Below are 23,386 nucleotides of genomic sequence, written 5' to 3'. Positions count from 1 at the left end.
CAGAAGCGACTTTATTAATATAACATTTCGTTATATTTTCGTCAACAACTTTTTTTAATAAGTTGTTTTTCGTTTGTTTTTCTTGTTACCTTTCGTGGCAACGAATATAAATATACCAGTTTGATTATTAAAATGCAATAGTTTTTCTAATAAAATTTTTAACTTAGTAAAAAAGTATAAAAACAGCATATTTCTTCTATATAAATATAATTTCTTGCACCATCAAACTTTAAAACTTCACTACTCACACTTAAATAAAAAAAGCTTTGGAGAAATCTCCAAAGCTTAGTCTTGTTTATGACGCATAGCAGGGAATAGTAGTACATCACGAATAGATGGTGCATTTGTTAATAGCATAACAAGACGATCAATACCAATTCCTAGTCCACCTGTAGGAGGCATACCGTACTCAAGAGCTTCGATATAATCATCATCCATCATGTGAGCTTCGTCATTACCTTGTTCACGTTCTTTTAATTGCGCTTCAAAGCGTTCTTTTTGATCGATTGGATCATTTAACTCAGTGAACGCATTTGCATGCTCACGTGCAACGATAAATAATTCGAAACGATCTGTGAATCGTGGATCTTCGTCATTCTTTTTCGCAAGTGGCGAAATTTCTACAGGGTGACCGTAAATGAATGTTGGTTGGATTAATTTATCTTCTACTTTTTGTTCGAAGAATTCATTTATAATATGACCAACTTCCATTGTATCCTTAATATCTACATTATGTTCTTTCGCAAGTTCACGCGCTTCTTCTACACTCATCGGATTCCAGAAGTCTGCTCCAGAATGTTCCTTAATTGCATCTACCATATGAAGACGTGTCCATTCTGGTTCTAGATTAATTTCATAATCACCATATTGGATTGTCGTTGTACCTAGTACTTGCTTCGCGATATGAGCAACCATATTTTCTGTTAGTTTCATAATATCTTTATAATCAGCATACGCTTCATATAATTCAATCATCGTAAATTCAGGGTTATGACGAGTTGATACACCCTCATTACGGAATACACGGCCGATTTCATAAACTTTTTCTAACCCACCCACAATAAGGCGTTTTAAATGAAGTTCAATCGCGATACGCATATATAATTCCATATCTAACGCATTATGATGCGTAATGAAAGGACGCGCAGAAGCTCCACCTGCAATTGCATGCATCATAGGTGTTTCCACTTCAAGATAACCGTTGTCATCTAAGTATCTTCTCATTTCACGAATGATCTTACTACGAGTAACGAATGTTTCACGGCTTTCCATACTTGTAATTAAGTCTAAGTAACGTTGACGGTAGCGCTGTTCAACATCTTTTAATCCATGATATTTATCCGGTAATGGACGAAGAGATTTCGTTAATAGCGTAAAGCCAGTTGCTTTCACTGAAAGTTCTCCAACGTTCGTTTTGAACACTTTACCTTCAATACCTACTAAGTCACCTAAATCTGCTGTTTTAAATAATTCGTACTCTTCATCGCCAACAGCATCTTTACGAACATAAATTTGAACTTGTCCATGTAAATCTTGAATATGCGCAAATCCAGCTTTTCCTTTACCGCGCTTTGTCATAATACGACCAGCGATAGAAACAGAGATTTCTTTCTCTTCTAATTCTTCTTTAGAGAACTCTCCATATAAGCTTAATAAGTCATTTGTTGCATTTGTACGTTCAAATCGTTTACCGAACGGATCGATTCCTTGCTCACGTAAGTTATGTAGCTTTTCACGACGAACAAGCAATTGGTCGTTTAATTCTTCGTGGTTCATGTTATCCATGGTATTGATATCACTCCAGCTCTATTAATTTTTACAATATATACAGTATAGCATTTTCTACTCAACTAGAAAAACTGCCAGCAACTAACTGGCAGTTCTTCTTTCTTTCACGTAATTATAGGAAGTGTATAGAAGAATGTCAATCTTCCCTATCTATTATTAACCAACGTGAATTGTTTGTTGTTTCGCTTCCACTTCTTCTACAAATGCACCTAATACATTCGCAAGGTCTTCACGCGTATTACAAGCATTTATACCATTACGTACATTTGCATTACCACGAATACCTTTTAAATACCAAGCTGCATGCTTTCTCATCTCTCTTACAGCGACACTTTCGTTCTTTAAATCGATTAGACGATCTAGATGCAACATACATACGTCAATTTTCTCACGTACTGTCGGTTCCGGCATTAATTCACCTGTCTCTAAATACTTTACCGTACGATAAATCATCCAAGGATCTCCAAGGGCAGCGCGACCAATCATAACGCCATCTACACCAATTTCATCAATCATGCGTTTTGCATCTTGTGGCGTTGCGACATCACCATTTCCGATAACCGGGATATTTACAGCTTGCTTTACTTGTTTAATAATATCCCAATCCGCTTTCCCCTCATACATTTGCACTCGTGTACGTCCATGAACCGCTACCGCTTGTCCGCCAGCACGCTCAACAGCTTTTGCATTCTCGATTGCGAAAATATGATCCTCATCCCAACCAATTCGCATTTTAACTGTAACTGGTTTTTTTACAGCATCTACAACTGCCGCTACCATTTCATATATTTTATTTGGGTCTAACAGCCACTTTGCTCCTGCATCACACTTAACGATTTTCGGTACCGGACACCCCATATTTATATCAATGATGTCTGCTGTCGTATATTGATCTACATATTTTGCAGCATCTACAAGAGTCTCTTTTTCTCCACCAAAAATTTGTAAACTTAATGGCTTTTCTCTCTCATCAATATATAACATATCTAACGTTCTTTTATTGTTCAGTAGTATTGCCTTATCACTTACCATTTCGGCACAAACTAGACCGGCACCAAATTCTTTTACTGTCAAACGGAATGCAGAGTTACATACTCCCGCCATCGGTGCTAATACAACTGGATTTTTCATCTCAATATTTGCGATTTTTAACACTCGATTTACTCCTTCCTTCCTGGTCACTTTGGCATTAACTCATCTATCGAGACCTTTAATGCTTTAGCAACTTCCACTACAAAATCTTGGGAAGGCGATCGATTTCCTCTCTCAACTTCACCTAAAACAGATACAGATACCCCTAATTCTTTTGCAAAACCTTCTTGCGTATAACCTTTTAGCTTTCGAAAAGCACGAATGCGTCTTCCCCATTTTTCTGCTTCCATACCGTTACTCCCTCTCGCCTTTTCATTTCTTCTACTTGTGAACGTGAAATGTTTTGTTTTATATCTTGATTAATCTCTAACAACGGAACGATAACAAAAGCTCTTTCGAACATCCGCGGATGCGGAACAATAAGATTCTCTGTTTCAATATTTTCTTGATTATATAGTAAAATGTCAAGGTCGATAGTTCTCGGACCCCACCTAATTTCCCTTTTTCTTCCTAGGTCATTCTCTACTTTTTGCGTTACTTTCAATAATTCTTGCGGTGATAAATTGGTAGAAATTTTTATAACTAAATTTAAAAAGGAACTTTGGTCGGTATAGCCAACTGGTTCCGTTTCATATACAGACGAAACAGCCTCAACTTGGATATATGGATTTTTATTTAGAAACTGAATCGCTTCAGTTAAATACGTATAACGCTCTCCGATATTTGAACCTAATGCAATGTACGCTACATTATTCATGGACGTTCTCTCGTAATTTCCACTGCTACAGCACGATAATGCCCCGGTATCGGCGGATCTGGTTTAATCACCTTTATTATACATCTTGAAATACTCTCATATTGTTCCAATATATCTGCAGCGATATTTTCAGCAATGCTCTCTACTAGCTTATACGTTCTATCTTCAACAACTTTCCTACATAATTCAAAAAGCTCTCCATAATTGACAGAATGCTCTAGGTCATCACTTTCTCCGGCCTGCTTCAAATCCAATTCCACCGTTAAGTCCACTTTAAATCTTTGGCCCAATTTATTTTCCTCTGGGAATACACCATGGTAACCGTAAAACTCCATATCATGAATATAAATTTTATCCAATTACTTCCCCCCCTTACCAATCATCGCGTCCATCATCTTAGCCATACGCGCCATTTCCTTCACATCATGAACACGAACAAATTCACAACCCTTTTCAATACCGAGACAAACGGTAGCTCCCGTTCCCTCAAGACGTTCCTCTACCGGTAAATCTAGCACATGCCCAATAAAGGACTTTCTTGAAGTACCTAAGAGAACCGGGTAACCTAATACGTTTAACTGTTCTAAATTACGCATCGCTTCTAAATTTTGTTCTGGTGTTTTAGCAAAGCCGATACCTGGGTCTAAAATGATATTCTCATCTCGTACGCCAGCATCTTTAGCAATTTTAATACTGTCATATAAATCAGCAATCATATCAGCCATTAAATTGCGGTAATTCATGTTATCGCGATTGTGCATTAAGATAAGAGGTACATCGTAATGAGCTGCAACTTCAGCGATTTTTGGTTCCGCCTTCGCTCCCCAAATATCATTAATAATATGAGCACCAGCTTCGATTGCTTGTTTTGCAACTTCAGCTTTATACGTATCGATAGAAATAGGTAATTTCACTTCTCTTGAAACCGCCTGAATCATCGGAACAACTCGCTTTATTTCTTCTTCCACTGATACTTTAGCAAAACCCGGGCGAGTAGATTCACCACCGATATCAATAATATGAGCACCTTCATCTCGCATTTCTTTCGCATGGCGCACCGCAGCCTCTACCTCATTGTAACTTCCACCATCGGAAAACGAATCTGGCGTTACATTTAAAATCCCCATAATTAAAGTTTTTTCATTTAAGTTCAATGTATATTCGCCGCAGCGCAAATCATAATCCCACTTCAAACTACACATCTCCTCTTCGCAATTCATTTCTGCTCCACAATTTCTCTCTCTGCATTTCATAAAGATTCATAAATCTTTTTGTAACCATACCTACTTTACCCGGGAAATCTCGTCCCTCTATACGATTAAGCGGAACAATTTCTTGAACCGAGTTTGTTACGAAGACTTCATCAGCTGAAAGTAATTCATCTTTTGTAAAGAAACCTTCCTTTACTTCTATGCCTATTTCTTCAGCAACCTTTATAATAAACGCGCGAGTGATACCATTTAAAATCCCCGTTTTTAACGAAGGTGTATATAAAATATCACCTTTTACAAAAAAGAGATTCGAAACAATACCCTCTGCAACATAACCTGTTTCAGTAAGGAAAATACCTTCCTTATTCACAACATTTCCTATTTCACGTTTCCCTAAAATGTTATTTAAATAATGGTGAGACTTCAAGCGAGATGCACCCTCTGGTGTATTTCGCACTTGATTTAAGACAACCCCTTCTTTTTCCACTACATCTCCCGGGGCCGCTAAAGGTTTTATAAAAACAATAATAGACGGCTCTTCATACATTTCTGTTTGCAATCCAATTTCATCTATACCCGCCGATACATTAAAACGGACATACGCATTCTCTAATTTATTCTTGATGAGTAAATTCTTCAAAATAAGCATTACTTCATCTTTCGTCATCGACCATTTAATTTGCAACGTATCAAGCGCATCTATTAAACGGTCATAATGATCATCCAATAAGAAAGGATGGCCATTATAAATACGAAATGTCTCAAAAACTCCAAGACCATATAAATAACCGTGGTCATACGGCGAAATTCTCGCTTCACTCGCTTCTACATACTGACCGTTTACGTAAATTAACATGACGTCACACTTGGACTGTATTTACGAATGAAATTCTGCAACAACTCTTTTCCGTGAGAAGTCATAATAGATTCCGGATGGAACTGTACACCTTCAATCGGTAATGTTGTATGACGGAGCGCCATAATTTCCCCTTCTTCTGTCCAAGATGTTACCTCTAAGCACTCCGGTAATGTCTCTTTCTTAACAATAAGGGAATGATAGCGCGTCGCAGTAAATGGATTAGGGATATCCGAAAAAATCGTCTTTCCATCATGATGCATAGGTGACGTTTTCCCATGCATTAATCGCCCTGCACGGACAACCTCTCCGCCAAACACTTGCGCAATAGATTGATGCCCAAGACAAACCCCAAAAATCGGAATCTTTCCAGCGAAGTATCGAATAACCTCCATACTAATCCCTGCCTCATTCGGACTACATGGGCCTGGCGAAATCATTAAAAAGTCTGGTTTCATATTCTCAATATCTGAAATAGTCACTTCATCGTTACGTTTAACAACAAGCTCTTGTCCAAGTTCTCCAAGAAACTGTACTAAATTAAATGTAAAAGAATCATAATTATCAATCATTAATATCATTTCTCTCACCTAACCGTTTCTTCGCTACGTTCTTTTGCACGCCATAAAGCAATCGCCTTTTTGAGCGACTCTTTATATTCATTTTCCGGATTTGAATCAATTACAATTCCCGCTCCTGCTTGTACATGAGCTTTCCCATCTTTAGCAAGAAGGGTTCTAATTACAATATTCAATTCTGTATCTCCAGAATAACCGATCCAACCAATTGAACCTGTATAAATCCCTCTGCGAACAGGCTCTAATTCTTCAATGATTTCCATCGTACGTATTTTCGGGGCACCAGTAATTGTTCCACCAGGGAATACAGCTTTCACTAAATCGAAAGCATCCTTATCTTCTTCCACCTCACCACGCACATTAGAAACGATATGCATAACATGTGAGTACTTTTCAATTACCATAAATTCATCTACTTCTACAGTGCCATATTTACAAACGCGCCCTAAATCATTTCGTTCTAAATCTACAAGCATGACATGCTCTGCTCGTTCCTTTTCATTCTCAATTAATTCCCTTGCTAATTCTTCATCCTCTTGTTCATTCGCACCGCGGGATCTTGTACCAGCAATTGGTCTTGTACTTACTTCTTGCCCTTGTTTTTTAATTAGCAATTCAGGCGAAGCACTAACAATTTGAAAATCCCCAAGCTCCAAGTATCCCATATATGGAGAGGGATTAATTTCACGAAGGCTTGTATAAATTTCTAACGGGTGTGTTTGTAACGTTCTTTCTTGTCTCGTCGACAAGTTTACTTGAAACACATCACCAGCCCCAATATATTCTTGAATACATTCAACCGCCTTCATAAAGCTTTCTTCTGTAAAAGCAACTGCTTCACTTTTCTTTTCAGGGCATGCAAACGGTATAGTCACTTCCGGCGCTTCTGTCGCCCAAAGAACCTTCCATTCATTTAATCGCTCTTTTGCCTCTTCACGCTTATCTACATAATGTGTAATAATCCATAATACTTTTTCTTCTTGATCATACACAAACACATCATCAAATAATAAAAAGAATATATCAGGTATATTAATATCATCCTCTGCAAGAGAAGGTAATTTTTCAATATAACGGATGCAATCATAACTAAAGTAACCAATTGCACCACCTTGAAATGGCGGGTACCCTGGATTATAGTCTGTTTTCCATTGCTCCATATACTCCTGCATTAAATCTAATGGATTTCCTCGCTTTATTGTTTCCTTACCACTTTCACTTATATGTAACGTTTCACCCTTCCCTTGGATTACCGCTACTGGGTTCAACCCCGCAATGTTATAACGACCGCCACGTCCACTTTCTAACAAAATATGTTGCGGTTTATCCTTAGAAAGAAATTTATATTGCTTAAAGAAATCTAACTGATATGGAATAGAAAGCGCTAAAGATTTTCTTCGTTGCATATCAACACCCCGTCTTCTTTTATCCCACCTTCTTAAAGTAACCACTTCAAACTATATTCGTTATGTATGCAGAAGGGTTACACTCGAAGGCTAGTGAAAATAAATTAATTATACTACCTCTTATTTTACATGAAGTTTTCTAGTCATTCACTCTTTTCCTATTTCCAATCCAAAAAGAAAAAGCATCCTTTTTCAAGGATGCTTTTTCAATCACATATAATTAAGATTCAAATTGATAAAGTGGTGTACTTAAATAACGTTCACCGTTACTTGGGATAATAACAAGTACCTTTTTCCCTTTACCTAACTTTTTCGCAATTTCTGTTGCTGCATAAATAACTGCTCCAGAAGAGATACCCACTAAAATACCTTCCTCTTTCGCCACTCTTCTTGCATATTCAAATGCTTGTTCTGTTTTTACTTGAACAATTTCATCATATACTTCTACATCCAACGTCTCTGGGATGAATCCCGCCCCAATTCCTTGGATTTTATGTGGACCTGGTTTTCCACCAGATAATACTGGTGAATCCGCAGGTTCTACTGCATAAATTTTAATATCTTTATATGCTTCCTTCAGTACTTCACCAGCACCAGTAATCGTTCCACCTGTACCAATTCCTGCAATAAACGCATCTAATTGGTCGCCCATTTGTTCAACAATTTCTGGACCTGTTGTTAAACGATGAATTTCTGGATTCGATTGGTTTTTGAACTGTTGTGGTATAAAGTAGCCATGCTCTTTTGCTAATTCAGTCGCTTGACGAATTGCTCCACCCATTCCTTCAGGACCTGGAGTTAATACTAATTCAGCACCGTAAGCACGTAATAAATTACGACGTTCAACACTCATTGTTTCTGGCATTACTAAAATTGCCTTATATCCTTTAGCAGCCGCTACCATCGCTAAACCAATTCCTGTGTTACCACTTGTTGGCTCAATGATTGTATCGCCTTCTTTTAATAATCCCTTTTTTTCAGCATCTTCAATCATAGCTAATGCAATACGATCTTTAACACTACTCCCTGGATTCATAAATTCTAATTTTAAGTATATATCTGCGCTGTCTGATTCTACGATGCGGTTCAACTTAACGATCGGCGTTTTCCCGATTAATTCTGAAACTGATTGTGCCACTCGCATTCCTGTCACTCCTAACACCGAGTATTTTTATTGGTTTTGTCTATATTTAGATTTTGTCAGAAAATTCCCTGTTTGTCAATCTATATAGAGGGTGAATCCTCTTAATTTCCCTTATTACAAATTCTCAATTAAATTTGTAATATCTTCTTTAGAAAACTTATATCGCTCATTACAGAAATGACAATGAACTTCTGTTTCTTCTTCTTCTTCACGAACTTGCTCTAACTCCGTTTTACCTAAACTAATTAATACACTTTCAATACGTTCGCGTGAGCATGTGCAATTAAATTGAACGTCCATCGTTTCTAATACTTTTACTTTATCTTCTCCAAGAACTGCATACAGTAACTCTTCTGGAGAAAGCCCTTGTTCAATCAATGTTGATACAGGAGGAATCTTCTGCAAACGATCTTCAATGAACGAAATTGTTTCTTCCTGCGCACCCGGCATAATTTGAAGGATAAATCCACCTGCCGCTAATATACTGTCATCTCCATTTACAAGAACGCCAACACCTACAGAAGAAGGCGTCTGCTCAGAAACTGCAAAATAATACGTGAAGTCATCCCCTAATTCTCCTGAAACAATTGGAGATTGACCAATAAACGGCTCACGCATACCAATATCTTTAATTACTGTTACAAATCCTTCAGTACCTACAGCTTGATATACACGTAATTTTCCTTGTTCCGTTCCTTCAAAGTCAACATGTGGATTCGTTACGTAACCACGTACATCCCCATTTGCATGAGCATCTACTAAGATAGGACCAATCGGACCATTACCTTCTACCTTAATCGTTAGCTTTTGGTCACCTTTTAACATTGCGCCCATCATTGTACCTGCAGTTAAAGAACGACCAAGTGCCGCTGAAGCTGTTCTCCATGTATCATGACGTCTTTGCGCCTCACTTACCGTGTTAGTAGTACGTACACTATACGCACGCACTTCTCCATCAAACGCTAACGCTTTTACTAAATAATCTTTCATACTTATTTATTCACCTTTCTCATGCTGTAAATTTGCATTACGCTCGTATAACATATACAAACCTTTTAATGTTAAGAATGGATCTACAACATCAATTACATTCGATTCTTCTGAAATTAATTTCGCCAATCCACCTGTTGCAATAACTTTCGGTTCTTGTTTAGCTTCCTCTTTCATACGCTTAACAATACCTTCCACTTGTCCAACATAACCATAAAGAATACCTGATTGCATCGCACTTACCGTATTCTTCCCAACAACACTGCTTGGTTTTGTGATTTCAATACGAGGAAGTTTTGCCGCTCTACTGTATAAAGCCTCTGCTGAAATCATAATTCCCGGTGTAATAACGCCACCCATATAATGCTTTTCTTCGTTAATATAACAATATGTAGTAGCCGTACCGAAATCGACAATAATAAGCGGACTTCCATATAAGTGGATTCCAGCTACTGCATTTACAATTCGGTCCGCACCTACTTCACGTGGATTTTCATATTTAATATTTAGCCCAGTTTTTATTCCAGGACCTACTACAAGCGGTTTAATTTTAAAGTACTTTTCACACATGCGCTCTAAAGCAAACATAATTGGCGGTACGACTGAAGACACGATAATACCTTTCACATCTTCAAACGAAAGACCCTCGTGCTCAAGCAACTGCTTTACAAGCATTCCATATTCATCTTCTGTCTTATGACGATCTGTTTCCATGCGCCAATGTTGACGAAGTTCCCCCTCTTCAAACACGCCTAGTACAGCATTTGTGTTCCCTACATCCAATACAAAAATCATATTCTCACCACTTATCTTATTTAATCTATATTTGTGCAGTATGTATAAAACTTATAAAAACATCATATCACACATACTTATATAATCAGCTTTTCTATCCTCATCATTTTACAAAAAGATTACGCTCTATTTCAATTTTTAATACTATATTTATTTAAATTCTTTTTCTACTTCATTTCATTACACAAATAAAAAAGGAGTGACCACCGTCACTCCTTCATCTCTTACTTATCTTCTGATTCTTCATCGTCCTTCTTCATATTGATGTTCACTTTCACATCAGCTGAAGATGTTGGACGTTCTGGCAATCTGCCGTAATCACATAAATGATTGATTTGCTCAGCATCTAACGTTTCTACTTCAAGTAACGTTTTTGCAATAAGATCTAGCTTATCACGATTTTCAGTAAGAATGTCTTTTGCACGAGCATAACATTCTTTCATAATCGTTTGCATTTCCACATCGATGTCGTGTGCAATTGCATCACTGTAGTTTTGTTCTGAATGGAAGTCTCTTCCTAAGAACACTTGACCACCTTGCGAACTACCAAATTGCATCGGTCCAAGCTTATCACTCATACCGAATTCCGTAACCATACGTCTTGCGATACCAGTCGCACGTTGGAAGTCGTTATGAGCACCTGTACTCACTTCACCAAATACAATCTCCTCAGCTACTCGACCACCAAGTAAACCAGTGATTTTATCAAGTAACTCTGGCTTTGTCATGAAGTAACGATCTTCTTTCGGAAGCATTACTGCATATCCACCAGCTTGACCACGAGGGACAATTGTTACTTTATGAACGACATCAGCTTCATCAAGAACAACACCAATTACAGTATGGCCCGCTTCATGGAAAGCGACGATATTACGTTCTTTTTCAGAGATAACACGACTTTTCTTAGCCGGACCTGCAATAACACGATCCGTTGCTTCATCAATGTCACTCATATCAATTTTCTTCTTATCTTGACGCGCAGCTACTAACGCAGCTTCGTTTAATAAGTTTTCAAGATCGGCACCAGAGAATCCTGGCGTACGAGTTGCAATTGCTCTTAAGTTGATATTCTCATCAAGCGGTTTATTACGAGCATGTACTTTAAGTACAGCTTCACGGCCATTTACATCTGGACGATCTACTGTAATTTGACGGTCAAAACGACCTGGACGTAATAATGCTGGGTCAAGAATATCAGGACGGTTTGTCGCAGCGATGATAATAATACCTTCATTTGCACCGAATCCATCCATTTCAACAAGTAATTGGTTCAACGTTTGCTCGCGCTCATCATGGCCACCACCAAGACCTGCACCACGCTGACGTCCTACCGCATCAATTTCATCAATGAAAATGATACAAGGAGCATTTTTCTTTGCATTTTCAAATAAATCACGTACACGTGATGCACCGACACCGACAAACATCTCTACGAAGTCAGAACCACTGATAGAGAAGAACGGAACGCCTGCCTCACCTGCAACAGCACGTGCTAATAAAGTTTTACCTGTACCTGGAGGTCCAACTAATAGAACACCCTTCGGAATACGGGCACCAACCTCAGCGAACTTACGAGGATCTTTCAAGAATTCAACTACCTCAACAAGCTCTTGTTTCTCTTCATCCGCCCCAGCAACATCTCTGAAACGAACCTTTTTCTTTTCGTCATTATATAACTTCGCCTTACTTTTCCCGAAGTTCATAACACGGCTACCGCCGCCCTGAGCTTGGTTTAATAAGAAGAAGAATAAAATGAAGATAATAACAAACGGAATGATAGAAGTAAAGAATGTTACCCAAGCACTTGTTTCTTCTGCTGGTTGATACTTAACTTCAGCACCTTGCGCTTTGTCATTAATTTTCTTTTGTAATTCCTCAGTATTTGGTGCATAAGTAACAAATTGTTCTCCTTGGCTAGAGTTGTTAAATTGTCCTTTTACCTCAAACACACCATTTTTCGGTTGAAGTTGCACATTACGAACTTCACCTTTTTCTAGTTTAGTAATGAATTTATCGTAGCTAACTGATGTCGTTTTTTGTGTCGAACCATTAAAATAGCTCACGATTCCAATTACTACTAGGAATATCAGTAAATAAAAGATGGTATTACGGAAGATACGATTCATTCCTAACCTCCTCTCACGGCATAAACACTATAGTAAATCGTAACATAGAAAAACTTTCCTATACAATTGTGACGCCTGTATTTAATTAATTTGAGTAAACGCTTGGTTTTAATACTCCTACATAAGGAAGATTACGGTACTGCTCTTTATAATCTAATCCATACCCTACAACAAATTCATGCGGTACAGTAAATCCAACATAATCCGCTTTCAAATCTACCTTACGGCCTGTTGGTTTATCTAATAACGTAACAATTTTTACAGACTTCGCTTTACGATATTTAAATAGGTCTACTAAGTAGCTTAGCGTAAGACCGCTATCAATAATATCTTCAACGATTAAAATATCGCGACCTTCTACAGAAGTATCAAGGTCTTTTAAAATTTTCACTTCGCCTGTTGAAACAGTTGAGTGACCGTAACTAGATACAGCCATAAAATCCATTTCAAGATATGTATCTGTTCTCTTTAATAAATCTGCCATGAATGGCATTGCACCCTTTAGTACACCAATCGCAAGAGGTACTGTATTTTTATAATCCTCTGCAATAATTGCACCTAACTCGAGCACCTTTTCTTGTATTTGTTCTTCAGAAATTAATACTTTTTCGATATCTTGATTCATCATTTCATTATCCTCCCGGAAGACTCCTTGCTTTTGTAGTGAATAATCATATATTTATCTTTCTTTGTTACCTCTTTCGAGATAGCAAATGCAGATCGCTTCAACAAGGGTATCCAAATAATGTTCCCACTTGCATCACAAACGACCGGCCATTCTTCTCTTTTTTCTCTCGGTACTTTCGCTTCGATAAAAATAGCTTTTATCTTTTTGGTGCCATTCATACCTTGTATTGACATGCGATCTCCATTTTCTCTAGAACGAATACGAAGTGGATATGATATATCATTATACTTAGCAACAAAAATTGTTTCATTCATGTTACTTGGTATATCTTCGCTCACCTCTGTTACAAGCATATCCCCGTTCGATAGCGTAATTGTCCCGGGCACTGATAAATCTTGTAAAAAAGGGGAAACAATTTCTTGTTTAAATCCAAAGCTGCACTCCTCGTATGCGCGAACAATTTTTAAATCACCTGGGAAATCAAGTGAACCCGAAGGTTGTGTCCGCTTAAAAAACTCAATCACTTTGTCAATATGTATAGAGGAAAGAGAAGATGGAATCTTATATTCATAAAGATAGTTTAATATTAGTTGAATCCCTCTTCTTTGTAAAGGCATAGACATGGATTCAAAGGCAGGAATTGATAAGCTAATTTGTTTATCACTTTTTTTTGTAATTACTTTATTCATTTTCTCAAAAGCTAATTCCTGCAAATACGCCTCATCCTCTTGCATCTGCATGCTAAATTTTTGGAACTTCTCATGCACTTGTGGATTTTCTTCTTTCAAATGAGGAAGAACATATTTACGTAATCGATTCCTTGTATATACTTCCTTTTTATTGCTTGGATCTATACGAGGAATTATTTTTTGCTTATGACAGTAATCAACAATCTCTTCCTTCGTTACTCCAAGTAACGGCCTAATTAAATACCCATTATGAAAGGGACGCTTCACTGCAATTCCTGCATATCCTTTCGGAGTACTCCCTCGTACAAGGCGCATTAAAATCGTCTCTACTTGATCATCACCATGATGCCCAAGGGCTACATACCTCGCATCATATTTCTTCATTATTCTTTCCAAAAATGCATATCTGCATTCTCTAGCAGCAACTTGTGCATTCATCCCGTATTGCTGTTGATATTGCGACACATTAATCCTTATCGTTTCGCAAATAACTCCCAGTCCTTTACAAATGTCCTGCACAAACTGTAGATCCTCATGAGATTCATCACCTCTAAACATATGATCCACATGCGCCACTACAATCTCAAACTGTTTTGCCGCTCTTTTTTCTAACAAATAATATAGAAGAGCCAAAGAGTCAGGACCACCAGAAACCCCTACAACAATTGTTGAGCGTTCCTTTAATACATCATGCTGCTTTACAAAGTCATCTACCTTTTCAACAAATGTATCTTTCAACTTCGTAATCACCTTTCATTAAACAAGAACAGCAACGTTAGTTACCTTGTTTATAATGGTACAACTTTTACAAACATTGTGCAAAAAAAAGATATACAAAAATTACATTTTTATCTTACATCATCCGTACATATTCACAAAAATAATAATATTATCCTTTAAAGCAAAAAAACCTAGGCATCCACCTAGGTTTTTAGAAAGAAATATCACACTTCAAGTTTATTGCGCTTGCATTCCTACAATTGGAATGGTAGCCCACTTCGGCATATTTTTCTTCACCTTCGCTACTACAATAGTCATATCATCATTTATATAACCATCGCCAGAGCGAATCACCTCTTCCATAATGATATCAGCAATTTCTTGCGGATCTTCAGTTTGTAACTCTTTAATTTTCCGCTTCATCCATAACTCGTGATTCTCCACATGTTGCGCACCCTCAAAAATCCCATCACTCATCATAATAAGAATATCGCCCGTCTTTAATTGCTCACCCACTACATCAACTTCAACATCCTCAATAATTCCCATTGGTAAATTACTTGCTTCAATTTTCAAAATATTATTTGCGCGTTTAACAAAACTTGGCGTCGATCCAATCTTTAAAAACTTCGCACTCGCATCCCGCAAATCTACCATAGCTAAGTCTAATGTCGTAAACATCTCTTCTGTTGTTCTTAAAGAAAGAATAGAGTTAATAGATTTAATCGCTATCTCCTCATCAATGCCTGACTGAAGTATTTTTTGTAATAATTTCACTGTTTCTTTACTCTCCATATGAGCTCTTTGCCCATTTCCCATGCCATCACTAATTGCAAGGGCATATTTCCCAACACTTAAATCCATCATTGCATAAGAATCACCCGAAACAAACCCACCGCCTTTCGCAGCTGTGGCCAAGCCGGTATCAAGAGAATACGTTTTTGCTGAACCAAATGATATTAAGCTATGACCGTTCGGGTAAGAAGATTTTTCTTCATGTTTCACAACTATATTTTCCTTTAAGATATCAGAAAGCATTGGTGCAACTAATTTTTCACACTCTCCATGTTCATTAGAGGCAACTGGAATCAACATTTCAATATCAATACTTCCTCTATCTAAACAATAAATATCAACATGCTCTATTTCTACACCAAAATCACGAAATGCTTGCAGAATCTGTTCTTCCTGTACTTGATGATTTTCTCTTTCTCTTTGTATCTCCTTAGCAAAATCCTCCATAACTTTTGATACACCTAATAGTTGCTCCGCTACTATTCTACGATTTTCTTTCATTTGTTTTCGTAATTTTTGTCCCTCATAGAAGTGATCTAATTCACCTGCTACTAAATCCGTCACTTTCTTCCCTCTCACGCAATGCTTGTCCCATTCACGAACTAGCTTCCGATTATGCTGCAGAGTTCCTTCTTCCGTTTCGCTCATTATTTGTTTCATATAATCGTACGTTTTATCGAAATTAACTACCCAGCATTGATCTTTCTTAAAACATGTTTGACATGTTTTTGCAGTAATTGTACTTAAGAACAAATCTGCCTCTGTCTCTTTATCTTCCTCCTCCACATATCCATATACAGAAAAGCTATTAGATAAAGCAGCAAATACATTGGCAAATTGATTGATTTTATTCGCCGTAACATCACGCATTCTTCTTAAATACTGTTGTTGATCTTGCGAATGCTCCTGTGTGCCTGGCATGAATTTAGCAATACGATCCATAACAAGTTTCGGTGTTAATAAGAAGAAAGCAATCGCTACACCAGATTCAATTAAAGTTGTCACAATGTTTGTTTGCTTGTCTACATATAGTGTAATCAAGCTCGTCCCGATTAATAAACCTAAACTAACACCTAATCGCTTCCCTTCTTTTAGCAAACCACCAAGCAACCCAGAAAAAGCAAGCAGACTAAGTTGGGACAAACTGGAGACATTCGCCAAACTTAATATTAATCCAGTGACAACTCCCACTGTAGACCCTGTAGCAGCTCCCGCGATAAATGCAAACACGAGCACTAAATATCTAGTAAAAATATGTTGAATAGAAGCGTCATATACAAACCAATCTGTTGTACCTGTTAAAACAGATGCTAGTAATATAATTAAACAAACGATTTCTTCCGTCTCTAATGCTTGTTGTTTCCCTTTTCTTTCTACTAGAAGTGGGACACTTTGTAAAAATATCATAGTTAATACGAAGCTAAGCCCCGCCTCAATCGTACTAACGAGTAAATCGTACATGGTAACAGTTTGTTGTGCAAAATATACAACAACTAAATGTGCAGTTAATGCGGAGATAAATACTTGGAATGGTACAAGTCCAACAGTTTTACGTGTAAACCGACTAAAGAAGATATTATAAATGAAGAAAGTAAAGATAGATGCAAAGGTAAAGAATAAATTATCTATCGAAACTGAAAGTGCGCCTCCCATTAGAGCCAAGAACGCGAGCGGCATTTTATCCCGCTTCATAACATAAACAGCAGCAAAAAACGGTAGTGCAAACGGTAAAATGTTTGTTAATATATATGCTCGTCCCAAAAGAAAACCAATAACAACAATAATAAATCCCCATCTAAAGAAAACTTGTTCAAACTTCATTCGCAACTTACTCGTCCACTTTACTCCTCCAAGCTGACCTTCATTCATTGCCAATGCACTTGTATTCATAGTATTCCTTCCTGCTTTAGGCATATTTTTAACACCACCTGCATAGTTTAATTACTGTCATTATAAAAGATGATTATTGGGATTTTTGTCAAAACAACAGTTTTCACTTTTATAATCGTTCGACTTTTTATTCGAAATAACTCTACATATATACACGGTATGTATTTTATTTTTAATATTTTAACCGAACATTCAGAAAATATAGGGTGATTTTGTAGAAGTGTTGTATGTCTTAATTTATTTAACAAAAAAAGATCATGCACATTTGCATGATCTTTTTTAGATGACCCGTACGGGATTCGAACCCGTGTTACCGCCGTGAAAGGGCGGTGTCTTAACCACTTGACCAACGGGCCGTTAAATTAAATATAGCGGCGGAGGGGATCGAACCCCCGACCTCACGGGTATGAACCGTACGCTCTAGCCAGCTGAGCTACACCGCCATGTCGTCTTATTTAACGGACAATTAGTATCTTACCCTAGATATAATTTAAAGTCAACACATCTTGAAAACTTTTTAAAAAAATATATTTTTACATATAAAAAAGCACCCCGAGCAATCGCCCTGGGCACCTCTCTATATACTAAGAATTAAACGTTCTTATTATCCGCGACGTGCGCCACGGCCACCACGTTTAGATTCTGTGTTACGCTTTAAAGAAGTTAAACGATCTTCGCTATCCTTTAAGAAACGTGCCATCTTTTGCTCGAATGTTTCTTTTGGAGCACGGTCGTTACCGCCACCACGGTTATCTCTGTTGAAAGAACGATTACGTTGTGGACGCCCAGAACGTTGTTGATCACCACCGCGTTGGTATTCACCACGTGGACGATCTCCTTCTGTTTTTTCACGCTCTTTCGCTTTTTTAATAGATAAACCGATCTTACCATCTTTTTCAACGTTAATAACTTTTACTTCTACTTGGTCGCCCACTTTTAAGTGATCGTTAATATCTTTCACATAATTATCAGCAACTTCACTAATATGAACAAGACCCGTTAAGCCTTCTGGCAGCTCCACAAAAGCCCCAAAATTTGTAATACCTGTTACTTTACCCTGTAACTTGCTGCCTACCTCGATTGACATAAAAAAAATGCTCCTCCTTAGTGGTTAAAAAGTCAAATTTTACTTTATTATATATAATCCTAAAATATAGTGTCAATAAGACATACTCTACTTAGAAACAGGAAAAATTATCTCCCCTTTTCCAGAGAAGAAATAATCCCTTCTAGCAATCTTTAATACGTACTCTTCATCATTCAACTTTTGAACTTCGTCTTTTAGACTCTTTTCTTTGTTCGTTAATGAATCCAGTTCTTTTTTCATGTCCTTAACTTTTGCTTCTTTTGCTTTAATGGAACTGTTTTGTTGATAAAACGTTACACTAATACTCGCAATAATTGTAAAAGCAAAGACAAGAAAAACCGCTAAACGGCGATAAAGTCGCTTCCTGTTCTCATCCGTTTGTATTATATGCTCTTTAACAGGATTTGGACTCTGTTTTTCGATTGTTCTTTGTCTCAGTTCCCTCATTTTCGAGGTCCCCCTAACTTCTTTTTTATACGCTCCCATAATTGGAAGATATATTCCTTCAATTTTGCTATATATTGCAGGAACCCTACATGTTTCATTATAAAAAGTTTAACACGATTAGGGAGAAGTTTCCATATGAGCGAAGCAATAAATCGAACAGGCCAGAAAAAAACTTTCCATATGAAAAGTAATATCCAAATCACCATTTTCCATAACACATGTCCAATTGAAAGCAGTATACGAAATAAGAATAATATAAATGCAATAAATAGCTGCGCTATAATAATAACAGGTTTTATCATGAGTAGCTTTATAATTTGAACAAAAAAGTGTGTTGTTTGCATAAAAATATAGATGAGAAAATTTAACAGTCTCATGTATATTGCTTTCAATAAGCTTTGATACGCCGCAAAACCACATAATAATGCCAAAAATACATATACACGTAGTTCAGCTTCATTTACAAGAAGCAATACGTAAAAGACAAATAATGCTTGGACAATCCAAAATAGTATATCATGTATAAACACAAGCCAACGTTTACGTTCTTGCCGCTTTAAAAATCGTTGGTATGTATCTAAAGACGCTCCAATCCAAGCACCCATTCCGATCATTGAGAGCATCGTATACAACTGAATTGTTAGGCTCATTTAAACAACTTACTAAAGAATCCTTTAGTTTTCTCCCCTTGATTCTCATCAATATACAGCATCTCATGAACTTTTCCTTTAATCGATACAACACCTTTTTCCACATCTAAATTTTTCATTTGCAAATTTTGACCACGAATTGTTAAAAAGCCCATTACAGTCTCAAGCAAAAACTCTTCGCTATCAAAACTCTCTACCTGCTTTACACCGGTAATATCAATTACACGCCTGCCACGCATAATAATATCATGCTCTACAGAAACATTTTGTTGATTAGAAGACATAGGTGAGTAACCATTATTCACGTAAATCCCCCCATACATTTATACTAGCTAATAGTAATGTATGAAGGGATAATCGATTTTAGAACAAGCCTTCTTCAGCCTTTACCTTTTCTTCGCTAACTAAACTATACATATTTGCTGCATCTTCTTTTTTAGTCGTTTCTTTCAATTCATTTATTTTTACAGTTACTATTTTTTGACCGAAACGAATTGTTAATTCATCAGCTACTTTCACATCTGAACTCGCTTTTGCCACTTGACCATTAATTGATATTCTTCCTTGATCAGCTACTTCTTTCGCTAATGTTCTTCTTTTAATTAAACGTGATACTTTTAAAAACTTATCTAAACGCATATCAAATCCCCCTATTAACGCTCTGTTTGTTTTGCCTCTTCCCATAAAACATCCAACTGCTCTAATGATAAATCTTGCATCTCTTTATTCATTTCGGCTACCTTTGCTTCCATGTATAAGAAACGACCGACAAATTTCTCATTTGTTGAACGTAACGCTTCTTCTGGATCTATTTTATAATGACGAGCTATATTAACAAATGCAAATAGTAAATCGCCGAATTCACTTAACATCTTCGCCTCATCCATGTTTGTAACTTCTTGTTGGAACTCGTGCCATTCTTCTAAGGCTTTCTCTATCATCGGTTGCACATCAACCCAATCGAAACCAACCTTGCCAGCTTTTTTCTGGATTTCATACGCACGTAGTAACTGCGGCAAACTTTTTGGAACTCCATTTAAAACGGATTCTTTCACAAATCCTTTTTCTTGTTTTTTAATTTCTTCCCAATTGGCAAGTACTTCATCGGCACTATTTACATCTGTATTCCCAAACACATGCGGATGACGACGAACCATTTTCTCAGATAAAGTTCGAATAATATCATCTATAGAGAACCAACCTTCATCTTCTCCGATTTGAGCATGCAGCATAACTTGTAGTAATACATCACCTAGTTCCTCTACTAAGTGATCGTCATCCTCTTCATCAATTGCTTCCAATACTTCATAAGCTTCCTCAATTAAATACTTCTTTAAAGATTGATGCGTTTGCTTTTTATCCCACGGACAACCATTTGGGCCACGAAGGTCTGCAATAATTTCTCGAAGTACATCAAACTGTTGATACAAGGACGCACGTTCCTGAACTGGTGGTACATATACGCTCGTTAAGTTATTCAACTCCGTTTCATGATCTAACATGTACAACGGCACCTTTTTCACTTGTTCAAATGAAGTCCCTGCAGCTGTTACGATATACACTTCATAATCATCTGGCAGCATCTCCATTAATGTTAATTTCACATCTGATGCAACGAATGCGTCATATACTTGGCAAAAGATTAAGTGTTGACGTAATTCTAATTGTCCTCTTTCAAATGATGTAGCGTCAATTAATTGGAACCCTTCAATCGGATCAATCTTAAGACTTGCAAACATAGGATCAAGGAAACTTTGTCCACCTTCAATTCGCACTTCAATATTCGCTACTTCACTTTTTTCCAACAGTAGCTGAACCGTTCTTTCCGCTACAAGCGGATGCCCTGGAACAGCATAGATGATTTCTGCACCTTCAGCTTGTTTTAGCAATGTATTCGCAATTGTTTCATATACAATTTCAAATGTATCATGTGCTTCATATACATTGTCAAAAGCAGTATATTGTATACCTTCTTTCTCCAACTCTTCTATAACGGGATGTTCCTTCGTTCTAACAAACATGTGATCCGCTTCTTTTATTTTTCGATATACACCCATCGTTAACTGATCTAATTCACCAGCACCTAATCCTAAAATAGTAATGATTCCACTCACAACCTGCCACCTCTATCCACTCTTCTTCAATGAACCTTCTTTTGTCCCTTTTTTCATAACGGTTCCTATTTCCGCTTTTGTAAATATACGTAATTTTAAAATTAAAAACATATATGCTAATCCACCGATAGCTACACCTAATAATGCCTCAAGTGTCGCAATTCCTCTATGTTCCGTATCAATTACTAATCCAGACATTTGCAATATACGCATAAAGACTATTAATACAAATCCCATACCGATACCACTAATAACTACACCTAACATATTCTGTTTGTCGATAAGCGATTCAGATACAGCTCGCATAAGTAATACACTATTTAGTACAGAGATTACAATTAACGCAACTAGCGTTGCAATTGCAGCTCCCTTCACACCAAAATACGGCATTAATATATAATTTAAAGCTAACTTTAAACAACCCCCAAATATAACGAATATTGCTGGTTTTAGTGTTTGTCCTAACCCTTGCAAAATAGAAGCGGTTGTAATTGACAATGAACTAAATAAAATAGATAAAGATAAGATGGATAAAACATCTGACCCATCACTATTTTCAAACAACATAATATTTGTAGGCTGAATAATACAAGTTAATCCAATGGCCGCTGCAAACCCAATAACAAATGTTATTTTCATTGCTAACTTTACCTTTTCTTGAATAAAGGTAAGATCTCCTCTTTCCTTCGCTGCTGTTATAATTGGAATAAGCGACAACGAGAAAGAAGTTGTTACGACAGTACCTAATTGCATAAGCGGGATACTTCTGTCATAAACACCTTTTAACACCTTTGCACTTTCAGCTTGCTCTCCTGCCCCAATAAGTAAAGAATAGAAAGAAATAGAATCAGCCATTTGTATAAAAATAAGCACTAAGTTACTAACACAAATCGCCAATCCTTGCCAAAACAGGATTTTAATGATCTTCTTTTTCCCTCTAATTCTCTTTACGCTTTTGAAGAATATAGAATGAAAATCATGACGCATATAAAGTACCAGTACGATAATCCCAATCAGTCCACCTGCGATTGAACCTAACATAGCACCTGCACCAACTGTATATAAATCAAATCCGTGAGCAATTAGGAATAGAGATAAAAATACAATAATAGAAACACGAATTGTTTGTTCTATCACTTGCGAAACAGCTGTTGGCATCATATTATTGAACCCCTGAAAATATCCTCTTGCTACAGATAAAAACGGCATCAATATGAATGAAAAGGAAATAACACGTAATAGCTTATCTAAGTGTATATCACCCATGGCTGTTGCAATTGCCTCGGCACCAAAGAACAGTGTAAAAAATCCTATGAAACCAATCCCTAATAAAAACCAAAAAGATACACAGATAATTTCCTCTGCTTCTTGCTTTTTCCCTCGTTCTAATCGTTCCGCAACCATTTTTGAAATTATAATGGGGAACCCATAAGTAGCTAAAATTAAACAAAATCCATAAAACGGATAAATTTGTTGATAAATATAAAAACCAACGTCACCCGCTATATTTTGATATGGAATACGGTAAAAGGCGCTTAATACCTTTGTAACAAAACTTGCGATTGTTAATATAATAGCCCCTCGCCAAAAGGCTTGATACTTCTTCGATTCCATACAAGAAAA

At 37.0% G+C, this 23,386-nt stretch carries 23 protein-coding genes and 2 tRNA genes; all 25 read right to left on the bottom strand.

Going from position 1 to position 23,386, the window contains the following annotated elements; all coding sequences use genetic code 11:
* Positions 1-285: 285 nt before the first annotated feature.
* Complete coding sequence (gene lysS / locus ACZ76X_RS28565) at positions 286-1,785, bottom strand: lysine--tRNA ligase (protein WP_048526409.1); 1,500 nt, start codon at positions 1,783-1,785, stop codon at positions 286-288.
* 159 nt (positions 1,786-1,944) lie between these two features.
* Positions 1,945-2,943 (bottom strand): tRNA dihydrouridine synthase DusB, encoded by a 999-nt coding sequence (dusB, locus tag ACZ76X_RS28560; protein WP_098254734.1) that lies wholly within the window; start codon positions 2,941-2,943, stop codon positions 1,945-1,947.
* Between the two features lie 23 nt (positions 2,944-2,966).
* A complete protein-coding gene (locus ACZ76X_RS28555) occupies positions 2,967-3,170 on the bottom strand; it encodes a helix-turn-helix domain-containing protein (protein ID WP_000387027.1) in 204 nt (67 codons plus the stop codon).
* A complete protein-coding gene (folK, locus tag ACZ76X_RS28550) occupies positions 3,122-3,637 on the bottom strand; it encodes a 2-amino-4-hydroxy-6-hydroxymethyldihydropteridine diphosphokinase (protein ID WP_479852424.1) in 516 nt (171 codons plus the stop codon). Before folK ends, ACZ76X_RS28555 begins: the two co-directional genes overlap by 49 nt.
* A complete protein-coding gene (folB, locus tag ACZ76X_RS28545) occupies positions 3,634-3,996 on the bottom strand; it encodes a dihydroneopterin aldolase (RefSeq protein WP_479852423.1) in 363 nt (120 codons plus the stop codon). Before folB ends, folK begins: the two co-directional genes overlap by 4 nt.
* The gene (folP, locus tag ACZ76X_RS28540) at positions 3,997-4,857 is read right to left on the bottom strand and encodes a dihydropteroate synthase (RefSeq protein ID WP_479852422.1); all 861 of its coding nucleotides are present in this window, start codon (positions 4,855-4,857) and stop codon (positions 3,997-3,999) included.
* Positions 4,832-5,704, bottom strand: coding sequence for an aminodeoxychorismate lyase (gene pabC / locus ACZ76X_RS28535; protein WP_479852421.1), 873 nt, complete (start codon positions 5,702-5,704; stop codon positions 4,832-4,834). Before pabC ends, folP begins: the two co-directional genes overlap by 26 nt.
* Positions 5,698-6,285 (bottom strand): aminodeoxychorismate/anthranilate synthase component II, encoded by a 588-nt coding sequence (gene pabA / locus ACZ76X_RS28530; protein ID WP_479852420.1) that lies wholly within the window; start codon positions 6,283-6,285, stop codon positions 5,698-5,700. Before pabA ends, pabC begins: the two co-directional genes overlap by 7 nt.
* A gap of 5 nt (positions 6,286-6,290) precedes the next feature.
* Positions 6,291-7,688, bottom strand: a complete 1,398-nt coding sequence (gene pabB / locus ACZ76X_RS28525) for an aminodeoxychorismate synthase component I (RefSeq protein ID WP_479852419.1) — start codon at positions 7,686-7,688, stop codon at positions 6,291-6,293.
* A gap of 220 nt (positions 7,689-7,908) precedes the next feature.
* Entirely contained in the window at positions 7,909-8,832 is a 924-nt protein-coding gene (cysK, locus tag ACZ76X_RS28520; protein ID WP_099686265.1) for a cysteine synthase A, read from the bottom strand.
* 114 nt (positions 8,833-8,946) lie between these two features.
* Entirely contained in the window at positions 8,947-9,822 is an 876-nt protein-coding gene (gene hslO, locus ACZ76X_RS28515) for a redox-regulated molecular chaperone HslO (protein ID WP_479852418.1), read from the bottom strand.
* Between the two features lie 6 nt (positions 9,823-9,828).
* Positions 9,829-10,617, bottom strand: coding sequence for a type III pantothenate kinase (locus ACZ76X_RS28510; protein WP_000578367.1), 789 nt, complete (start codon positions 10,615-10,617; stop codon positions 9,829-9,831).
* Between the two features lie 224 nt (positions 10,618-10,841).
* A complete protein-coding gene (gene ftsH, locus ACZ76X_RS28505; protein ID WP_001079658.1) occupies positions 10,842-12,743 on the bottom strand; it encodes an ATP-dependent zinc metalloprotease FtsH in 1,902 nt (633 codons plus the stop codon).
* A gap of 85 nt (positions 12,744-12,828) precedes the next feature.
* Positions 12,829-13,371 carry a hypoxanthine phosphoribosyltransferase gene (gene hpt / locus ACZ76X_RS28500; RefSeq protein ID WP_000981838.1) on the bottom strand — a complete coding sequence of 181 codons (543 nt, stop codon included), beginning with the start codon at positions 13,369-13,371 and terminating at the stop codon, positions 12,829-12,831.
* The gene (gene tilS / locus ACZ76X_RS28495) at positions 13,368-14,798 is read right to left on the bottom strand and encodes a tRNA lysidine(34) synthetase TilS (protein WP_479852417.1); all 1,431 of its coding nucleotides are present in this window, start codon (positions 14,796-14,798) and stop codon (positions 13,368-13,370) included. The genes hpt and tilS overlap by 4 nt, the downstream gene beginning before the upstream one ends.
* A gap of 219 nt (positions 14,799-15,017) precedes the next feature.
* Positions 15,018-17,489 (bottom strand): stage II sporulation protein E, encoded by a 2,472-nt coding sequence (gene spoIIE / locus ACZ76X_RS28490; protein WP_001123533.1) that lies wholly within the window; start codon positions 17,487-17,489, stop codon positions 15,018-15,020.
* Between the two features lie 260 nt (positions 17,490-17,749).
* Positions 17,750-17,821: transfer RNA gene (locus ACZ76X_RS28485), tRNA-Glu, on the bottom strand.
* A gap of 13 nt (positions 17,822-17,834) precedes the next feature.
* A tRNA-Met gene (locus tag ACZ76X_RS28480) sits at positions 17,835-17,908 on the bottom strand.
* Positions 17,909-18,069: 161 nt separating this feature from the next.
* Complete coding sequence (locus ACZ76X_RS28475) at positions 18,070-18,552, bottom strand: S1 domain-containing RNA-binding protein (RefSeq protein ID WP_000021452.1); 483 nt, start codon at positions 18,550-18,552, stop codon at positions 18,070-18,072.
* An 87-nt stretch (positions 18,553-18,639) separates the two neighbouring features.
* Positions 18,640-18,999, bottom strand: a complete 360-nt coding sequence (divIC, locus tag ACZ76X_RS28470) for a cell division protein DivIC (protein WP_001208736.1) — start codon at positions 18,997-18,999, stop codon at positions 18,640-18,642.
* Positions 18,996-19,649 (bottom strand): spore cortex biosynthesis protein YabQ, encoded by a 654-nt coding sequence (gene yabQ / locus ACZ76X_RS28465; RefSeq protein ID WP_479852416.1) that lies wholly within the window; start codon positions 19,647-19,649, stop codon positions 18,996-18,998. Before yabQ ends, divIC begins: the two co-directional genes overlap by 4 nt.
* Entirely contained in the window at positions 19,646-19,954 is a 309-nt protein-coding gene (yabP, locus tag ACZ76X_RS28460) for a sporulation protein YabP (protein WP_001059101.1), read from the bottom strand. Before yabP ends, yabQ begins: the two co-directional genes overlap by 4 nt.
* Positions 19,955-20,012: 58 nt before the next feature.
* On the bottom strand, positions 20,013-20,288 hold the full coding sequence (locus ACZ76X_RS28455) for an RNA-binding S4 domain-containing protein (RefSeq protein WP_098668005.1): 276 nt from the start codon (positions 20,286-20,288) through the stop codon (positions 20,013-20,015).
* Between the two features lie 14 nt (positions 20,289-20,302).
* Positions 20,303-21,763 (bottom strand): bifunctional methyltransferase/pyrophosphohydrolase YabN, encoded by a 1,461-nt coding sequence (yabN, locus tag ACZ76X_RS28450; protein ID WP_098668006.1) that lies wholly within the window; start codon positions 21,761-21,763, stop codon positions 20,303-20,305.
* Between the two features lie 12 nt (positions 21,764-21,775).
* A complete protein-coding gene (locus tag ACZ76X_RS28445; RefSeq protein ID WP_479852415.1) occupies positions 21,776-23,377 on the bottom strand; it encodes a putative polysaccharide biosynthesis protein in 1,602 nt (533 codons plus the stop codon).
* Positions 23,378-23,386: the final 9 nt, after the last annotated feature.

Source organism: Bacillus sp. BC05(2025), assembly GCF_056725905.1.
Note: the sequence above shows the minus strand (reverse complement) of the source record. Positions and strands in the feature narration are given on the sequence as shown.